Origin of the sequence: Burkholderia sp. SIMBA_062 (assembly GCF_046534765.1) — a bacterium.
In the GTDB taxonomy this organism is placed as follows: Bacteria; Pseudomonadota; Gammaproteobacteria; order Burkholderiales; family Burkholderiaceae; genus Burkholderia; species Burkholderia ambifaria.
On sequence record NZ_JAWRYD010000024.1, the window covers coordinates 80,342 to 99,178 of the forward strand.

At 70.0% G+C, this 18,837-nt stretch carries 11 protein-coding genes; 6 read left to right on the forward strand and 5 right to left on the reverse strand.

What is annotated here, in order from left to right; all coding sequences use genetic code 11:
• The first annotated feature begins 262 nt into the window (after positions 1 to 262).
• Positions 263 to 733, forward strand: coding sequence for an Lrp/AsnC family transcriptional regulator (locus SB786_RS24400; RefSeq protein WP_006762379.1), 471 nt, complete (start codon positions 263 to 265; stop codon positions 731 to 733).
• 46 nt (positions 734 to 779) lie between these two features.
• Here the strand turns inward: SB786_RS24400 and SB786_RS24405 are convergent, their stop codons facing one another.
• The 3 genes from SB786_RS24405 to SB786_RS24415 are packed head-to-tail and all read right to left on the reverse strand — an operon-like array spanning position 780 to position 4,267.
• Complete coding sequence (locus SB786_RS24405) at positions 780 to 1,553, reverse strand: ABC transporter ATP-binding protein (protein WP_410729720.1); 774 nt, start codon at positions 1,551 to 1,553, stop codon at positions 780 to 782.
• A gap of 4 nt (positions 1,554 to 1,557) precedes the next feature.
• Positions 1,558 to 3,234, reverse strand: a complete 1,677-nt coding sequence (locus tag SB786_RS24410) for an ABC transporter permease (RefSeq protein WP_410729721.1) — start codon at positions 3,232 to 3,234, stop codon at positions 1,558 to 1,560.
• Positions 3,224 to 4,267: a Fe(3+) ABC transporter substrate-binding protein gene (locus tag SB786_RS24415; RefSeq protein WP_410729723.1), complete on the reverse strand. Its 1,044-nt coding sequence runs from the start codon at positions 4,265 to 4,267 to the stop codon at positions 3,224 to 3,226. Before SB786_RS24415 ends, SB786_RS24410 begins: the two co-directional genes overlap by 11 nt.
• 242 nt (positions 4,268 to 4,509) lie before the next feature.
• On the opposite strand from SB786_RS24415, the gene SB786_RS24420 reads away from it, so the two are divergent.
• On the forward strand, positions 4,510 to 4,671 hold the full coding sequence (locus SB786_RS24420; RefSeq protein ID WP_006754390.1) for a hypothetical protein: 162 nt from the start codon (positions 4,510 to 4,512) through the stop codon (positions 4,669 to 4,671).
• A 177-nt stretch (positions 4,672 to 4,848) separates the two neighbouring features.
• On the opposite strand, the gene SB786_RS24425 is transcribed toward SB786_RS24420, so the two are convergent.
• Together SB786_RS24425 and SB786_RS24430 are read right to left on the reverse strand one after the other, a co-directional pair.
• Entirely contained in the window at positions 4,849 to 6,216 is a 1,368-nt protein-coding gene (locus SB786_RS24425; protein ID WP_410729724.1) for an amino acid permease, read from the reverse strand.
• Between the two features lie 338 nt (positions 6,217 to 6,554).
• Positions 6,555 to 8,846, reverse strand: coding sequence for an FUSC family protein (locus tag SB786_RS24430; RefSeq protein ID WP_410729726.1), 2,292 nt, complete (start codon positions 8,844 to 8,846; stop codon positions 6,555 to 6,557).
• 180 nt (positions 8,847 to 9,026) lie between these two features.
• Here SB786_RS24430 and recC point away from each other — a divergent pair, with 180 nt between their 5' ends.
• Genes recC through arfB form a run of 4 tightly spaced genes read left to right on the forward strand, consistent with a single transcriptional unit; the run spans position 9,027 to position 18,782 of the window.
• Positions 9,027 to 12,365, forward strand: coding sequence for an exodeoxyribonuclease V subunit gamma (recC, locus tag SB786_RS24435; protein ID WP_410729739.1), 3,339 nt, complete (start codon positions 9,027 to 9,029; stop codon positions 12,363 to 12,365).
• Positions 12,362 to 16,066, forward strand: coding sequence for an exodeoxyribonuclease V subunit beta (recB, locus tag SB786_RS24440; RefSeq protein ID WP_410729727.1), 3,705 nt, complete (start codon positions 12,362 to 12,364; stop codon positions 16,064 to 16,066). The genes recC and recB overlap by 4 nt, the downstream gene beginning before the upstream one ends.
• Positions 16,063 to 18,381 (forward strand): AAA family ATPase, encoded by a 2,319-nt coding sequence (locus SB786_RS24445; protein WP_410729728.1) that lies wholly within the window; start codon positions 16,063 to 16,065, stop codon positions 18,379 to 18,381. Before recB ends, SB786_RS24445 begins: the two co-directional genes overlap by 4 nt.
• Complete coding sequence (arfB, locus tag SB786_RS24450; protein ID WP_006759249.1) at positions 18,378 to 18,782, forward strand: alternative ribosome rescue aminoacyl-tRNA hydrolase ArfB; 405 nt, start codon at positions 18,378 to 18,380, stop codon at positions 18,780 to 18,782. Before SB786_RS24445 ends, arfB begins: the two co-directional genes overlap by 4 nt.
• The last annotated feature ends 55 nt before the right edge of the window (positions 18,783 to 18,837 follow it).

Genomic DNA, 18,837 nt, shown 5'->3' on the forward strand with positions numbered 1-18,837 from the left:
GAGCGTCCGTGAGCCTTCGTAAGCGCCGGGCAGCCCACGCGGTCGCAACGACATCAGGCGATTCCACCTTGACGGGCGGGATCGCCTGTTTCGTTTGAGGTGCCGCTCATCGAAAGGGAGGCGTGCGCGGGATTGCGCGCATCGCGGGCGTATCCGTCGCTGATTGGTATTTATCCCGGTCGACGCGGCGCAGCGGTTTCCATATTGTTCCCCGTCATGCACGATGCATAGAAAAAATTTCTATCTACGAAGGACTGGGTAAATGGATGCCATCGATCGCAAGCTGCTGGAGCTGTTGCAGGCAGATGCCACATTGCCGATCGCGGAACTCGCGCAGCGCGTGAACCTGTCGCAGACGCCCTGCTGGAAGCGCGTGCAGCGGCTCAAGGAAACCGGCGCGATCCGCGCGCAGGTCGCGCTGTGCGACCCACGCAAGCTCGGGGTCGGCACGACCGTGTTCGTCGCGATTCGCACGAACCAGCACACCGAGGAGTGGGCGCAGCGTTTCACGCAGGCCGTGCGCGACATGCCGGAAGTCGTCGAGGTGTACCGGATGAGCGGCGAGACCGACTATCTGCTGCGGGTCGTGGTGGCCGGCATCGACGATTACGATCGCGTCTACAAGCAGCTGATCCGCGCGGTGCCGCTGTTCGACGTGAGCTCGTCGTTCGCGATGGAGCAGATCAAGTATTCGACCGCGCTGCCGGTGCGCGATGTGTCCGAACCGGCGTAGCACGGTACGGCGGCTCGCACGGATCGCGCCGTCCTCGTCATCGCGCTCAGCGGCCGCGCGCCAGTGCGCGGGCGCGTTCGTCCGCCAGCGCGTCGCGGCGCACGAACTCCGCGACGAACGGGCTGGCCGGATGATGGTGCAGCGCGTACGGCGTGTCCCATTGCGCGAGCCGGCCATCCTTCATCACGCCGATCCGGTCGGCGATCGCGAACGCTTCCGCCTGGTTGTGCGTGACGAGGATCGCGGTATGACCCGTGCGCTTCAGGATGTCGCGCAGTTCGAACGCGAGCCGCTCGCGCGTATCGACGTCGAGATTCGAGAACGGCTCGTCGAGCAGCAGTAGCTCCGGCGACGGCGCGAGCGCGCGGGCGAGCGCGACGCGCTGCTGCTGGCCGCCCGACAGTTCGTGCGGATACGCGCTGCCCGCATCGGCGAGACCGACGAGCTCCAGCATGTCCGCGACGCGGGTGCGCCGTTCGGCCTTCGGCACGCGTCGCAGGCCGAACGCGACGTTGTCGGCCGCGCTCAGGTGCGGAAACAGCGCATAGTCCTGGAACATCATCCCGATGCGCCGCCGCTCGGGCGGCACGTCGAGCGACGGCGCGGCGACGGGCGTGCCGTCCAGCACGATGCGCCCCATGCGCACGGGCTCGAAGCCCGCGATCGCGCGCAGCACGGTGGTCTTGCCACAGCCCGATGCGCCGAGCAGGCAGCCGATGTCGCCGCGCGGCAGCGCGAGGCTCAGCCCGTCGACCACCGTGCGGCGGCCATGCGGCGTGTCGTAGGCGACGCAGAGGTCGTCGAGTTCAAGCAGGTTCACGATGTCAGGCTCCGATCTTGTGACGGGTGCGCGCGAGCAGGATCACGGGCACGAGCCCGGCCAGCACGATCGCGAGCGCGGCGACCGCGCCTTCCTCATAGGTGCCGCGCGCGGCTTCCGCATACAGCCAGGTCGCGAGCGTGTCGAAATTCAGCGGGCGCAGCAGCAGGGTCGCCGGCAGCTCCTTCATCGCGTCGACGAAGACGAGCAGGGCGCTCGTCGTGAGCGCGGGTCGCAGCAGCGGCAGGTGCACGCGGCGCAGCGTGCCGCCGGCCGTCTCGCCGAGCGAGCGCGCGGCCTGTTCGAGCGACGGCGGAATGCGCGCGAGGCCCGCTTCGATGCTGCCGGTCGAGATCGCGAGAAAGCGCACGGTGTACGCGATCACGAGCGCGGCCGCCGAACCCATCAGCAGCAGCCCGTCGCGGCCGAGCGCCGCGCCGAGCAGCCGGTCGGCCGCCGCCAACGGGATCAGCAGGCCGATGGCGAGCACGGTGCCCGGCACCGCATAGCCGAGGCAAGCGATGCGTGCACACACGCGAGCCGGGCCCGCATGGGCGCTGTCGCGCCGCGCGCGTGCCGCCCATGCGACGACGAGCCCGCAGGCCAGTGTGGTGACGGTCGCGGCGGCGGCGATCGTCAGCGTGTTCGCGAGCCCGGTCAGCAATTGCGCCGACACGCCACCGACGAGATGCAGCCGCTTGCCGGTCTCGACCGCGAGGTACGCGGCCGGCGCGCCGAAGCCGATGAGTACCGGCAGCCAGCCGAGCACGGCGGCGCTCCACGCGGCCGCGCCCGTCAGCGTGCGCGGCGCGACCGGACGCATGCGCCGGCCGTGCGCGTAGCGCTGGCGGCGGCGCCCATAGCGTTCGAGCACGATCATGCCGACGACGATCGCGAGCATCGCGAGCGCGATCTGCGCGGCGCCGGCGAGATCGGAGCGCGTGATCCACGTCGTGTAGACCGATACGGTCAGCGTCTGCACGCCGAGGAATTCCGACGCGCCGATGTCGTTCAGCGTTTCGAGCAGCGCGAGGCTCACGCCGACGGCGATCGCGGGCCGCGCGAGCGGCACGACGACGCGCCAGAATGTCGCGATGCGTCCCGCGCCGAGCGTGCGCGCGGCTTCGAGCAGGCTCGCGGACTGCGTGACGAACATCGCGCGGGTGCTCAGGTACACGTACGGATACAGCACGAAGCCGAGCACGAAGATCGCACCGGGTAACGAGCGCAGGTCGGGCAGGCGGAACTGGCGCGGGCTGTCGAAGCCGAGCAGCCAGCGGATCGCGCCCTGCACGGGGCCGATCGGGTGGAGCAGGTCGAGATACGCGAACGCGACGATATAGGTGGGCACCGCGAGCGGCAGCAGCAGCGCCCAGGTCAGTATCCGGCGGCCGGGAAAGTCGTACGCGGTGACGAGCCATGCGCAGCCGGTTCCGACCACCGTGACGATCGCGCCGACGCCCGCGAGCAGCAGCAGCGTATTGGCGAGCGCCTGCGGCAGCACGAAGGCGCCGAGATGCTTCCAGTGCGCGAGATCGGCGCCGAACGCGGCGGCGACCAGCACCGCGAGCGGCGCCGCGACCGCCGCGGCGATCGCGACGGCCGCGCCGAGCCAGACGCTGCCCGCGCGCCAACGCAACGGCCGGCGGCGCGCGCGGACGAACGATGCCTCAGTTGTCAAAGCCGACCTTGTCGACGAGCTGGCTGGCCGCCTTGCGGTGCTTCGCGATGTCGGCCAGCGGCAGCGGGTCGACCTTCAGCGTGCCGAAGCTCGCGATCACCGGATCGAGCTTCACGTTCGCGCGCACCGGGTATTCGTAGTTCGCCTGCGCATACAGCGCCTGCGCTTGCGGCGACACGAGGTACTCGAGCAGCTTCACCGCGTTGGCCTTGTTCGGCGAGTGCTTCGCGACCGTCGCGCCGCTGATGTTGACGTGCGTGCCGCCGCTCTTCGCGTTCGCGAACGTCGGGCGCACGACCTTGATCGCGTCGCCCCACTTGCGCGCATCGGTGCCCGGCTCCGCGTTCTTCATGTGACCGACGTAGTACGCGTTGGCGAGGCCGACATCGCAGATGCCGCCGAGAATGTCGCGCGCGACGTCGCGGTCGCCGCCCGTCGCCTTGCGCGCGAGGTTCGCCTTCACGCCGCGCAGCCACTTTTCGGTCGCGGCTTCGCCGTCGTGCGCGATCATCGCCGCGACGAGCGCCGTGTTGTACGGATGCTGCCCCGAGCGGATGCAGACCTTGCCCTTCCATTTCGGATCGGCGAGATCCTCGTAGCGGAACGCGTCGACCTTCAGGTCCTTCTCCACATAGAGCACGCGATCGCGCAGCGACAGCGCGTACCAGTCGCCTTGCGCGCCGCGCAGGTTCGCGGGAATCGCGTCGTCGAGCACCTTCGAGCGCACCGGTTGCGCGAGCCCGCCGTCGACGAGGTCGAGCAGGTTGCCGATGTCGACCGTCATCAGCACGTCGGCCGGCGACTGCGCGCCTTCCGCCTTCACGCGCTCGAGCAGCCCGTCCTTCACGAATACCGTGTTGACCTTGACGCCGCTCTGCTTCGTGAACGCGTCGATCAGCGGCTGGATCAGCTTCGGTTCGCGGGTGGTGTACAGGCTCACTTCCTCGTTGGCGTGGGCCAGCGGCGCGAATGCGGCGGCGGCAAGGGCGAGGGCGCCGGCGAGCGGCAACAGGCGGGTGCGCGGATTCGACATGGAGACTCCGGTGAGGCAGGCGGACGAAGAGGCGTTCCGGGGCGTGCCTGCCGCCCGAGCGACCCGAAACATTACAAAGCGAAAGATTTCGGATTCTAGATCGAAATGGGAATGATTATCAAATGAAAGGTGTCGGAAAGCTGCGCGGAAGGCGGAAGGAGGGGGGTGTAACGGGGCGTCGCGGCGCTGGCGCAAGCGCGTAGAATGCCCGCTTCAACGAATTCGACGGAGCCGGACCGACCATGAACGATCAGCGCAAGAAGAACCCTGTCCGCAACGTGAGCATCCTGATCGTCGTGGCCGTGCTGCTCGTGATCGGGACGATCGCGTACAACGCGATCTCGCAGAAGCACGCGTACGACGAGGCCCATCCGGCCGAGGCCGCGAGCGCTGCGTCGCACTGACGCCGGCACGGCGGGCATGATCGCTGAGGGCCGGTGGGCTGGGCGCAAGCGACGTGCGGAAACGGCGGGAGGAGCGGGAGCGGCAGGAGCAGCAGCAGGCGACGCGCGGTACGTCGCGCCGCGCCGGGACAGATGCGGGCGCGGACTCGGCGCGCCGCATGGAAGGTCAGTCGTGCGTCAACGTGACGCGGGCGCGAACTTCGGGCGGATCCGTGCGTAGAACACGACCGCGAGCAGCACGAGCCATCCCGCGCCGACGTAGAGCGCGACGCGCGTGTCATCGAACCCGCCGAGCATCACGATCACGAAGCCCATGAATGCGATCGTCAGCGCGGGCGCGACCGGCCACAGCGGCACCTTGAACTTCAGCGCGGCGACTTCCGCGCCCGACAGGCGACGGCGCATCGCGACCTGCGACAGCAGGATCATCAGCCACACCCACACGGTCGCGAACGTCGCGATCGCCGCGACCACCAGGAACACGTCCTTCGGCATCAGGTAGTTGAGCACCACGCCGACCAGCAGCGCGCCGGCCATCACGAGCACCGTGACCCACGGCACGCCGTGCCGCGACGTCGTCATCAGCACGCGCGGCGCCTGACCCTGCCGCGCCATCCCGAACATCATCCGGCCCGCGCCGAAGATGTCGCTGTTGATCGCAGAGATCGCCGCGCTGATCACCACGAGGTTGAGGATCGTCGCGGCCGACTTCACGCCGAGCGCGGAGAAGATCTGCACGAACGGGCTGCCGTCGCTGCCGACGCCGGTCCACGGGCTGATCGACATCAGCACGACCATCGTCAGCACGTAGAACAGCAGGATGCGCGCGGGCACCGCGTTGATCGCCCGCGGAATCACGCGCTCCGGATCCTTTGCCTCGCCGGCGCTCATCCCGATCACCTCGATGCCGCCGTACGCGAAGATCACGACCGACAGCGAGGCGACCAGCCCGCCGATCCCGTTCGGCAAGAAGCCGCCATGGTTCCACAGGTTCGCGAAGGTCGGCACGTCGGCCGAATGGCCGAAGTGCATGCCGGTCAGCAGGATTGCGACGCCGCCGCCGATCATCGCGACGATCGCGCCGACCTTGATGATCGACAGCCAGAATTCGAGCTCGCCGAACACCTTCACGTGGCACAGGTTCAGCCCGCAGATGACCGCGACGACGCCGAGCACCCAGATCCATTGCGGCACATCCGGAAACCAGAAGCTCATGTAGATGCCGAACGCGGTGATGTCGGCGATCGCGACGATCACCATTTCGAGCGTGTAGGTCCAGCCGGTGACGAAGCCGGCGAACGGGCCGAGGTTTTCGGTCGCGTAGTGGCCGAACGAGCCGGCGATGGGTTCGCGCACGGCCATCTCGCCGAGCGCGCGCATCACCATGTAGACGGCCGCGCCGCCCAGGATGTAGGCCAGGATCACCGCCGGGCCCGCGAGCTGGATCGCGGACGCCGAGCCGTAGAACAGGCCGGTGCCGATCGCCGAGCCCAGCGCGAGAAAGCGGATGTGCCGTGCGCTCAGATGGCGCTGCAGGTTCTTCATCGAGTCTCCGATATCGTTATGCGACGAACCGGGGGAGCAGGGCCGGCCCGGTCGGCTCAAGTTGTCTATACAACTTGAATGTGAACGAATGATAACAAGCCCGGCCATGTGACCGGAATTGGGTATTCCCTGACTGGCGCCACCGATTGAATCGCGGGTGGGGCCGTCGCGCGGCGCGCACACGGGCGGCCTGGGGCGGGCGGGTCATACTGCGGAACGGTATTGCGGGAGCGGGGAAGCGGGAAGCGGGGGAGCGCCGCCGGCTGGCCCGCTTGGATGCGCGGCCGGCCGGCGGCGGGAACAATGTCATGCCGTCATGCCGTCATGCCGTCATGCCGTCATGCGGGCAGGCGGATCACGCTCGCGTCCTTGCGGATCAGCAGCGACGACGCGAGCATCTGCTTGCACTGGTGCGCGAGCACCTTCAGGTCGTGCGTGAGCTCGGCGCCCACCGCGTCGGATTTTTCCGCGGACACGACCATCGCGTCGAGGTCGCGCGTGATCTGCTTCGTCGCGTCGAGCCGGTCGGCCGGCGGCGGCTCGCCGGCTTCCGCCTTCTCGAGGTTCTCCAGCACGGCGGACAGGCCGCGGTGCAGCGCGTCGTCGTGGACGAGGGTCTCGTCGGCCGCGCACGCGCTGCGGATCAGCGGCGCGGCGGCGGTGATCTGTGCGCCGAGCACGTGCGTCTGCACGAGCAGGTCGTTCAGCTCAGGCACGAAGCGCTGGTGCGCCTTCGGCTCGATCATCATCCGCTGGAACGCCTGGCCGAGGTTCGCGAACGCGATGTGCACGTCCTTGCGCGCGAGGCGGTAGCGGTAGTCGTCGTCGAGGGCGGTGGTGGGCGCTTCGATCGCCGCGGCGACGACCGGCACGACCGCCGCGCCGTCGGCGGTCGGCACGGGCGGCGGCGATGCGCCGCGTCCGGCGCGCCACACGGCCTCGAAATACTTGCGGGTCGACGTCAGCATGTCGGTGACGAGCTTGCCCATCAGCCGGTATTCCCAGTACGGGAACAGGCGGCTCGCGGCGATCGCGATCATGCAGCCGACCACCGTGTCGATCGCGCGCTCGCCGATGATCCGCATGCTGCCCGGCGCGAGCAGGTGGAACATCAGCAGCACGTACGACGACGTGAACACGACGCTCGCCGCGTAGTTGAACAGCAGCAGGCTGTAGCTCATCACCATCGAGCCGAACATGATCGCGATCAGCAGGTGCGGCTCCTTCACCGTATAGATCAGCGCGATGCTCGCCGCGCAGCCGATCAGCGTGCCGACGATACGCTGCGCATTGCGCTGCTTGGTGAGCGAGTAGCCGGGCTTCAGGATGATGATGGTCGTCATCACGATCCAGTATGCGTTCGTGAGCGGCAGTAGCCGGCCGAGCCAGAAGCCGACCGCCACCGCGATCGTCACGCGCAGCGCGTGGCGAAAGCTCGGCGAGCGCATGTTCAGGTTCGAGAAGATCAGCAGCGGCGACATTCGGCGCCGCTGCAGGAAGCGCGTGAGCGCCTTGTCGATCTTCAGTTCCATCTGCTGCGGGTCGGCATGGCCCGACAGGTTGCGGCGCATCCGGTCGATCAGGCGCGTCGCGCTCCAGATTCGCCGGAACGTCGCGAGCACGGCCGCGTACGCTTCCGCATTGCTGGCCGGGAAGTTCTTCTTGCGCATCAGCTCGATCTCGTACTCGATCGCGCGCAGTTCGGCCTTCACGCTGATTCGCGAATGCGGCGCGCGGTTTTCGAGCACCGCGAGGCCGATCTGCTCGAGATCGGCGGCTGCCTTGCGGATCAGGTCGCGGTAGAAGATGATCAGGTCCGAGCCGCCGAACGTGTTGCGCACGAGCGGATAGTCGGTGTGCGCACCGACGAACAGCTCGTGCAGGTCGACGCTGTTGATGAACAGGTTGTACATCGTCGCGCGCCCGGGATCGAGCTTGCCTCGACGCAGCTTCGGCAGATTGCGCAGCACGATGTCGCGCGCGGTTTCCTGCGTTTCGACCGCGGTGATCTGCTTCGCGACGAGGTTGCGGTAGCACTCGTCGAGATCGGCGTCGAGATCGTAGAACTGCGCGCGCGCGAGCAGGTAGTCGGCGCATGCGAACAGGCTTTCGGCGAGCGCCTGCTGTTCGATCCGGCGCGCCTGCCATTGCGACACGAACGTCGCCCAGTACGTGTACCAGAGGCCGCCCGCGAGAATCCAGCCCGCATTGACGAACGCCTGCAGCGGCGTGAAATTCTCCTCGAGCGTCATCACCATCATGAACAGCGTCGCGAAGCTGATCTGCGGCCAGCGGTTGCCGTAGACGACGATCAGCGACAGCACGAACGTGAGCGGCACGATCGTCAGCCACAGCCCGAAGATGTTCGGCGTGGCGAGGCCGGTCGCGAGCGCGGCCAGGAAGCCGATCACGCTGCACGCGAGCATTTCGTTGTGCTTGTACTTCAGCGGGCCCGGCATGTCGACGACGCACGCGCCGAGCGCGCCGGTCGAGATCGTGAAGCCGAGCTCCCGGTTGTGAAACACGATCAGGCACAGCACGGCCGGCAGCGACACGCCGACCGCGATCCGCAGGCCGCCGAAAAAGTACTGGCTGTAGAGAAACTTTCTGATTTCGACCGAATAGCGCATCGATGGGCTGAATGACAGACGAAGACGCCGGGGCGGCGTATTGACTGGCGACGAGTCTATCGTATTTCGCGGTCCGCAAAACCTGGCCTTTCGGACGAGCTTCATCGTGACGGTCCTTTTGCTATCCTTGGTGCTCCTGTTCGCCCGGCCCCGCCGGCGCGACGCTTCGACACCCGCTTGATGCTCCATCTCTTCTATTCGAACCGTCACGAAACGCTCGCCGACGCGCTGCTCGACGACCTGGCCGCGTTCCCGGCCCGCAACGGCCCGTGGGCGCCGCAGCAGGTCATCGTGCCGAGCGCGGCGCTGCGCCGCCGTCTCGAGCTCGACATCGCCGCGCGCCACGGCGTGTGCGCGAACGTCGAGTTCACGTATCTCGCGCAGTGGCTGTGGGCGCAGATCGGCCGCGTGCTGACGGTGCCCGCGCGCTCGCCGTTCGCGCCCGACCGCCTCGTGTGGCGCTGCTACCGGTTGTTCGCGCAGGCCGCGGGCGACGCGCCGTGGCTCGCGTCGCCGCGGCTGGCCGCGTATCTGTCCGCGTCCGATGACGCGATGCGCTACGAGCTTGCGCACCGCGTCGCGGCCGTGCTCGATCATTACCTGACCTATCGGCCCGAATGGCTGGCCGCGTGGCAGGCCGGCGAGTCGGTGCTCGCGGGCGATGCCGCGCCGCGCGGGATCAGCGATGCCGCACGCGACGACGAGCACTGGCAGGCCGCGCTGTGGCGCGCGCTGCTCGCCGAGCTGAGCGACAGCGGCACGCCGCCCGCGCATCGCTTCCTCATGGAGGCGCGCAACCTCGATACCGAATCCGTCGCGCGCGCCGACTGGCCGGAATCGGTCAGCGTGTTCGCGCTGCCGACGATGCCGCCGCTGCACGTCGCGCTGCTGCGCGAGCTGTCGCGCTGGATCGACGTGCGCGTCTATGCGCTCAACCCGTGCCGCGAATTCTGGTTCGACATCGTCACCGCCGCGCATGCCGAGGCGCTCGATGCGGCCGACCGGCTCGACTATCAGCAAGTCGGCCATCCGTTGCTCGCGGAGTGGGGCCGGCAGACGCAGGCGCAACTGCACATGCTGCACGAACTGACCGAGAGCGCCGCGTTCGGCGACGCATCGCGTTTCGTCGGCAATCCCGCGCCGACCTGGCTCGCGCGCGTGCAGAACGCGATCCTCGATTTGCAGCCGGAAGCCGAACTCGGCGAAGCGCCGGCCGAGCGCGGGATCGAGGTGCACGTGTGCCACAGTCTCGCGCGTCAGCTCGAGGTGCTGCATGACCGCCTGCTCGCGTGGTTCGACGCCGACGCGACGCTGCAGCCGTCCGATGTGCTGGTGGCGGTCGCCGATCTCGCGGCGGCCGGGCCGCTGATCGATGCGGTCTTCGGCACGGCAGGCGCCGGCGGTGCGCGCGTGCCTTACCGGATCACCGGCCTGCCGCCGTCGCAGGCGAACCCGGTCGCGCGCGTGCTGCTCGAATGGCTCGCGTTGCCGGAGCGGCAGGTCGGCGCGCCGGAGCTGGTCGAATGGCTGCGCGTCGACGCGGTCGCGGCCCGTTACGGCATCGACGCGGCCGCGCTCGAGACGGTGCAGACCTGGCTCGCGGCCGCCGGCGCGCGGCGCGGGCTGTCGCCGACGGCGAGCGACGACGCGGCGGTGCCGGCGCCGCGCCATACATTCTCCGATGCGCTCGCGCGGCTCTTCCTCGGCTATGCGATGCCCGAAGGCGCGGCACCCGTCGGCGCGTGGCTGCCGATCGAGGCGGCCACCGGCAGCGAGGCCGAACTGCTCGGCCGGCTCGCGCGCTTTACCGACGATCTCGACGGCTTTTCGCGGCGGCTTGCCAGCGCGCATACGCCGCGCGCATGGAGCGAACTGTTCGCCGACACCGTCGCGCGCTTCTTCGATTCCGGCGCCGCGTATGCCGATGCGCTCGCCGGCGTGCGCGACGCGCTCGACGCGATGCTCGCCGCGATGACGGAAGGCGCGCCCGACGAAGCCTTCCCCGCGGCCGTCGTGCGCGCGGGGCTGACAGCCGCGCTGGACGATCCGGCGCGCGGCGGGGTGCCGTGGGGCGGCGTCACGTTCTCGTCGCTGACGAGCTTGCGCGGCTTGCCGTACCGCGTCGTGTGCCTGCTCGGCATGGACGACGGCGTGCTGCCGAGCCTCGCGCGCGCGGACGAGTTCGACCTGATGGCCGTCCTGCCGAAGCTCGGCGACCGGCAGCGCCGCGACGACGAGCGCAATCTGTTTCTCGACCTGCTGCTCGCCGCGCGCGACCGGCTGCTGATTGCCTATACGGGGCGAAGCATTCGCGACAACGCGCCGTTGCCGCCCGCGGCGCTCGTCGACGAACTGCTCGACCATCTCGCGCTCGTCACGGCCGGCGCGGACACCGCACCCGGCGCGGTCGATGCCGCGCGGCGCGCGTTCGTTGTCGAGCATCCGCTGCAACCGTTCGCGGCCGAGTATTTCCGGCCCGGCAGCGAACTGGCCTCGTACGACGCCGAGCGCGCGACGCTCGCGTCGCTGCTGGCGGCCGAAGCCACGCGCGACGCGACGCGCGAGCAGCCGTTCTTCGCGCAGCCGCTGCCGGCCGAGGCGGTCGAGCCTGTTGCGTTCAGCGAATTCGAACGTTTCTGGCGGCATCCGGCCCGAGCGCTGCTGCGTGCGCGGCTTGGCATCGTGTTGTCCGACGCGCAGGCCGAACTGCTCGACACGGAGCCGTTCGCACTCGACTTCGCCGGCAGCGACGCGCTCGCCGAGCGCGTGCTGCCGCTCCTGATCGAATCGGACGAAGGCGGCGTGCACGATCATGCGCTGCGCATCGCGGACGCGAGCCCGGAACTGCCCGGCGGCGCGACGGGTGCCGTCTGGCGCGACCAGGCGCTCGGCTCGATGATGCAGCTTGCGTCGAACGTGCGTCGTGCGCTGGCCGACGGCATGGAGCGGCGGCCGTTCACGCTCGCGATTGCGCCCGCGTGGCCCGATACCGATCAGGCGCTGTTCGGCGCTGATGACGCGATGCTGTCGGGCGACGCGGTGAGTGCGCCGCTCGAATTGCACGGCACGCTGAACCGGCTGACGCCGGCGGGCCAGATCATCTATCGCTATGCGCGGCCGAGCGCGCGTGACTACCTGTCCGCGTGGCTTGCGCACCTCGTCTATTGCGCGGTGGAACCCGACGGCCCGCGCCGCACGCTGTGGTTCGGCAGCGGCGGCGCGTTCGAACTCACGCCGGTCGCTGCGCCGCTCGAGCGTCTCGCGCCGCTCGCCGCGCTGTTTCGCGCGGGGCGGCGCATGCCGCTGCGGTTTTTCCCGCGCAGCGCATGGGCGCGCGTTTCCGACGGCGAGGCGAAGGCGGCGAGCGTCTGGATCAACGAGCGCGTGGTGAGCGAGGCCGACGATCCGGCCATCGCGATCGCGTGGCGCGGTGCCCGTCCGTCGCTCGACGAGCCGTTCGGCACACTTGCAGGGCTCGTGTTCGAGCCGATGCTGGAACACCTGAAGGAGCTCGCATGAGCGCCGCATCACAGCCGCAGGCGGCGCTCGAACTCGACGTGTTCGCGTGCCCGCTCGACGGCGTCAACCAGATCGAGGCGTCGGCCGGTACAGGCAAGACGTGGAACATCTGCGCGCTGTACGTCCGGCTGCTGCTCGAGAAGGATCTCGGCGCGGACGAAATCCTCGTCGTGACCTTCACGAAGGCCGCGACCGCCGAACTGCACGAGCGGATCCGCGGGCGGCTCGCACAACTCGCGCATGCACTCGACACCGGTGACGACGGCGGCGATCCGTTCGTCGCGCGCCTGCTCGAGACGACGCTCGGCGACGCCGGCACGCTCGACCCCGAGACCGCCGCGAAGCGGATCCGGCGCGCGTTGCGTGCATTCGACCAGGCGGCGATCCACACGATCCACGCGTTCTGCCAGCGTGCGCTGCAGGAGGCACCGTTCGCGGCCGCGATGCCGTTCGCGTTCGACATGCAGGCCGACGATGCAGCGCTGCGCTTCGAACTCGCGGCGGACTTCTGGCGCACGCGCGTCGAACCGATGGCCGCGCGCTGGCCCGGCTTCGCGACGTGGCTCGTCGATTCGGGCGCGGGCCCGGCCGCGCTCGACGCCCAGCTTGCGCGGCGGTTGAAGAAGCCGCTCGCCGCGCTGCGCTGGGACGGCGTCGTCGAACCGGACGAATCGGCGGAGGCCGCTGCCGCCGAGTGCTTCGCGGAGGCGGCGCGGCTGTGGGCCGACGAGCGCGATGCGATCGACGCGTTGCTGCGCGCCGCGCAGCCCGCGCTCAACCAGCGCTCGCACAAGCCCGACGCGCTTGCCGATGCACTCGCCGCGTGGGCCGCGCATTTCGCGCAGGGCGATGCCGCGGCCGCGTTGCCGAAGGCGGCGCTCAAGCTCACACGCACCGCGCTCGCGAAGGCGACGAAAAAGGGCGGCGTGACCCCCGAGCACACGTTCTTCGACGTGGCCGATGCGCTCGAAGCGTCGGTGGCCGCGGCCGAGGCCACGCAGCGCGCCCGCTGGCTCGCGCTGATCGCCGACTGGCTCGACACCGCGCCGGGCGAGCTGGCCGAACGCAAGCGTACGCGTCGCGTCGTATCGTTCGACGACCTGCTCGCGAACCTGTATCGCGCGCTGCATGCGCACCCGTGGCTCGCCGAGACGCTGCGCGCGCGCTATCCGGCCGCGCTGATCGATGAATTCCAGGATACCGACCCGCTGCAGTTCGCGATCTTCAACCGGATCTTCGCGCCGGGCGGGCCGCTCTTTCTCGTCGGGGACCCGAAGCAGGCGATCTACAGCTTCCGCGCGGCGGATCTGCATACCTATCTCGCCGCACGGGCAAGCGCGAGCGCGTGCTATACGCTCGCGGTCAACCAACGCTCGACGCCGGCGATCGTCGACGCGTGCAACCGCTTCTTCATGTCGAACCCTCGCGCATTCGTGCTCGACGGGCTCGACTATTACGCGGTGCGCGCCGGCACGCGCGTGCGCGCACCGTTCGTCGACGCAACGGATCCGGGCCCGGCCGGCGATTTCCGGATCTGGGCGTTGCCGGGCGGCGATGGCACGTTGCTCAAGCGCGATGCGCAGGCGCAGGCCGCCCAGGCGTGCGCGGCCGAGATTGCCCGGCTGATGCGCGGCGCGCGCGAAGGGCAGGCGCGGCTCGGCGATACGCCGCTGTCGCCGGGCGACATCGCGGTGCTGGTGCAGACGCACCGGCAGGGCAGTCTCGTGAAGCGCGTGCTCGCCACGTGGGGTATCGGCAGCGTCGAGCTCGCGCAGGCGTCGGTGTTTTCGACCGGCGATGCGGAGCAGCTCGAGCGCGTGCTGGCGGCGATCGACGCGCCGGGCGACCTGCGGCGCTTGCGCGCGGCGCTGGCCGCCGACTGGTTCGGCCTCGATGCCGGTGCGCTGTGGCGGATGGAGCAGGGCGACGGCGACGCGTCGCGCGAAGCGGCCGACAGCGCGGACGCGATGAGCTGGGTCGAGCGCTTCTCGCGCTATCGGCTGCTGTGGCGCGAACGCGGCTTCGCGGTGATGTGGCGCACGTTCACGCGCGAGCTGCACATCGCCGAGCGGCTGATGGCCGGCGCGGACGGCGAGCGCCGCGTGACCGACATCAACCATCTGGCCGAACTGACGCAGGCGCGCGCGTCCGCGCAGCCGGGCATCGCACCGACGCTGCGCTGGCTCGCCGCGCAACGGCTCGACGGTGGCGGCGAGGAAGCACAGCTGCGCCTGGAATCCGATCGCAATCTCGTGCAGATCGTGACCGTGCACAAGTCGAAGGGCCTCGAATACGCGGTCGTGTTCTGTCCGTTCCTGAACGACGGCGGGCTGCGCGAGCCCCCCGCGTCGGGGTTGCCGGACGCGCGCGAGTATCACGACGACGCGGGCGACGCCGTGCTGCATTACGGGTGCGACGACGAAGCCGCCGAGCATGCCGCGCGCCAGGCGCTGCGCGAACAGGCGGCCGAACGCGCGCGGCTCGTCTACGTGGCGCTCACGCGCGCGGTGTATCGGTGCTATCTCGTCGCCGGGCCTTATTTGTCGTCGCGCTCGACCCGCGAGGCACGGCGCAGCGTGCTGAACTGGCTCGTGGCCGGCGCCGGCCAGTCGTTCGACGCGTGGCTCGACGAGCCGCCCGACGAAGCGGTGCTCGACGCTGCGTGGCAAGCGCTGGCCGGCGGCCCGGTGAGCGTTGCACCGTTGCCGGTGCCGGCTCGGCCCGAACGGCTCGCGGCCGGCCACGATGCGACGCAGACGCTCACGGCACGCCATGCGACGCGCGTGCTGCGCGACGCGTGGCGGATGGCGAGCTTCAGTTCGCTGACGGCGTCGATGGCGCGCGAGGAGGCGGGCGTCGCGGTCGTGCCGGACGACGAGCTTCGGCCCGATCACGATGCGCTTGCCGCCGTGGCGCCGGACGGTGCATTCGTCGCGGCCGACGCGGTCGCTACCGAGCCGCCGGACCACGACATCCTGCTGTTCCCGCGCGGTGCGGCAGCGGGCGAGTGCCTGCACCGCCTGTTCGAACTCAGCCGCTTCACCGAGCCCGATTCGTGGCACCAGGCAGCGCTCGGCGCGCTGCACGATCGGCCGGTCGAGGCCGAGCCGGAACTCGCGACGCGTCTGCCGGCGATGATGGCGCGGCTCGTCGACGATGTCGTGCGTACGGAACTCGTGCCGGGCATGCGGCTTGCGGATCTCGACCCCGCCAGGCGGCTCGACGAAATGGGTTTTCTGTTTCCGGCGCCGTCGCTCGAGCTGGGCGCGCTGCGCCGGCTGCTGGTGGCGCATGGCTATCCGGACGTTGCGCTCGACTCGGGCATGCTCGCCGGTTTCATCAAGGGTTTCATCGACATGATCGTCGAACACGACGGCCGGTTCTGGATCGTCGACTGGAAGTCGAACCATCTCGGCAATACGCCGGATGCGTACGGCCCGCGCGCGCTCGACGTCGCGATGGCCGATCACGCGTATCACCTGCAGGCGCTGCTCTATATGGTCGCGCTGCATCGCTATCTGCGCGGGCGGCTGCGCGACTACGACTACGACACGCATATGGCGGGCTACCTGTACCTGTTCGTGCGCGGCGTGCGGCCCGACTGGCGCAGCGGCGGCGAACCGGCCGGCGTACATGCGCGGCGGCCCGCGCGCGAACTCGTCGACGCACTCGACCGGATGATGGAAGGGGGCCGCGCATGAATGCGTCCGACGATACGCTCGAATTCACCGGCGGCCTCGTCGCGCGCCTGCCCGAGCCCGCGGATTTCGGCATCGCGCTCGCGGAAGGATTCGCGCGGCGCATCGGCGACCTGTCGCGCCGCGCGGGTGCGCCGGCCGCGGCCGCCCGCTGGGCGGCGCGTGCCGCGTTCGCGACGAGCCGGGCGACCGCGGGCGGCCACGTGTGCGTGTCGCTCGGCGCGCTCGCGCAGCGCTACGAGGAGCCGGTCGACGACGTGCGCGCCGCGCTTGCCGCGAGCGGCGTCGTGGCGTTCGGTACGCTCGCGCGCGGCGACGAGCGGCCGCTGATCGTCGACCGGCACGACCATCTGTATCTGTCGCGCTATTTCGACTACGAACGGCGGCTCGCCGATGCGCTCGTCGCGCAGGCCGGCGTCGCCGCACCGGGCGACGCGCTGTCGCCCGAGCGCTTGCGCGACAGTCTTGCGCGTTACTTCGGGCCCGCGACGGGGGAAGTGGACTGGCAGCGCGTCGCGGCGATCGTTGCGCTGACAGGGCGCGTGACGATCGTCAGCGGCGGCCCCGGCACCGGCAAGACGACGACCGTCGTCGGTGTGCTGGCTTGCCTGCTCGACGCGCATCCGGCGCTGCGCATCGCGCTGGCGGCGCCGACCGGCAAGGCCGCGCAGCGGATGCAGGAAGCGTTGCACGCGCGGGCGGGCGACCTGCCGCCGGAACTCGCCGCGCGCCTGCCCGACACGTCGTACACGCTGCATCGCCTGCTGGGCGGCGGCGGCGCGGCGGGCTTCCGCCATCACCGCGACAATCCGTTGCCGTATGACCTGATCGTCGTCGACGAGGCGTCGATGATCGACGTCGCGCTCGCCGCGCATCTGCTCGATGCGCTCGCGCCCGGCGCACGGCTCGTGCTGCTGGGCGACAAGGATCAGCTCGCCGCGGTCGAGGCCGGCGCCGTGTTCGCCGAACTCAGCGCACGGCCGACGTTTACCGACGCGGCACGCACGCGCATCGCGGGTGCACTCGGGATTGACGAGGCGGCTTTCGTCGCGGCGTTGCCGCTGCCCGACGGCGACGCGGCGGCGGTTGCCGCGCCCACTCCAGCACCGGCCCCAGCACCAGCGTCAGCATCCGCGTCGGTGTCGACGAGCGCTGCGCGCAAGCCGCCGGCGCGGCGGAACGTGGATACGCGCCAGGCGTCGCTGTTCGACGACGATCCGCAGGACGAAGCGATGTCCGCTACCGATGTCGCGCCGCCGGCCGCGTCGTTGCCGCCTGCGGCGCCCGCACCGACCGACATCGACAGCGCGGCCGCCGATCCTGCATGGATCGAGGCCGACGAACTCGCGTGGCTCGACGCGGTCGAGCTCGCGCCATTCGATCCGGCCGATGCGGCCAATGCAGCCGATTCGTCGCTCGCGTCGGCCGTCACGACACGAGCCGACGACCACGCCGCCGCATCGCCCGCGCCCGCGCCGGCACCGCTTGCAGACTGCGTCGTGTGGCTCGAACGCAATTACCGTTTCGGTCTCGATTCGCCGATCGGCCGCCTGTCGCTGGCGATCCGCCGCGGCGACGTGCAGGCCGCGCTCGATGCGTTGCCGACGGACGATGCCGCAGCCGCGTCGTTTCATGACGACGCGGGCGATACGCTTGCGACGTCGACCGTCGAGCGGCTCGCGCGCCGGTTCGGTGCGTACCTCGACGCATTGCGTACCGCGTTGTCCGAGCCGGAGCCCGATCCGTTGCCGTTGTTCGATGCGCTCAACCGCTTCCGGATCCTGTGCGCGACGCGCACGGGATCGCGCGGCGCCGAGCACGTCAATGCGCTGGTGGCCACGCACGTGCGACATGCCGCGCGCGTGCCGCTCGCGGTCGGCGCACACTGGTTCACCGGGCGGCCGATCATGGTCACGCGTAACGACTACGCGCTCGGGCTGTTCAACGGCGACATCGGTATCGCGTTGCCCGACACGCACGGCGTGCTGCGCGTGTGGTTCCGGCGCGCGGACGGCACCGCGCGCGCCGTGTCGCCCGCCGCGCTGCCGCCGCACGAAACGGCGTTCGCGCTGACGGTCCACAAGTCGCAGGGCTCCGAATTCGACGAGGCCGCGCTCGTGCTGCCGGCGTCGTTCGGGCGCGTGCTCACGCGTGAACTCGTCTACACGGCCGTCACGCGCGCACGCACGCGCGTGCAGGTAATCGGCCCGCGGCGCGTGCTCGCGCAGGCGGTCGCGACGCGCACGCAGCGCGATTCGGGCCTTGCGGCCCGGGTCGACGAGGCGCTCGCGCGGCGTCGCAAGGAGTCGTCGCGATGATGATCCGCTACACGCTCGATCCGGCCGAAGTCGAATGGACCGCCGTGCGCGCGCAGGGCGCCGGCGGACAGAACGTCAACAAGGTGTCGAGCGCGATTCACCTGCGCTTCGACATTCGCGCGTCGTCGCTGCCGCCCGTCATCAAGGAGCGGCTCCTCGCGCTGTCCGACCAGCGCATCACGCGCGACGGCATCGTCGTGATCAAGTCGCAGGAATACCGCACACAGGAGAAGAACCGCGACGCGGCACTCGCGCGGCTCGATGCGTTGATCGGCAGCGTCGCGTTCACGCCGCGCGCGCGGGTCGCGACACGCCCGACGCGCGCATCGAAGGAGCGGCGGCTCGAACACAAGTCGCGTCGCGGCGCGGTGAAGTCGGGAAGAGGGAAGGTGACAGACTGACGAAGGGCCGGGCTGGCTGGGCAGGGCTGGGCCGGCGTTGCGGACGGTTCCGGAC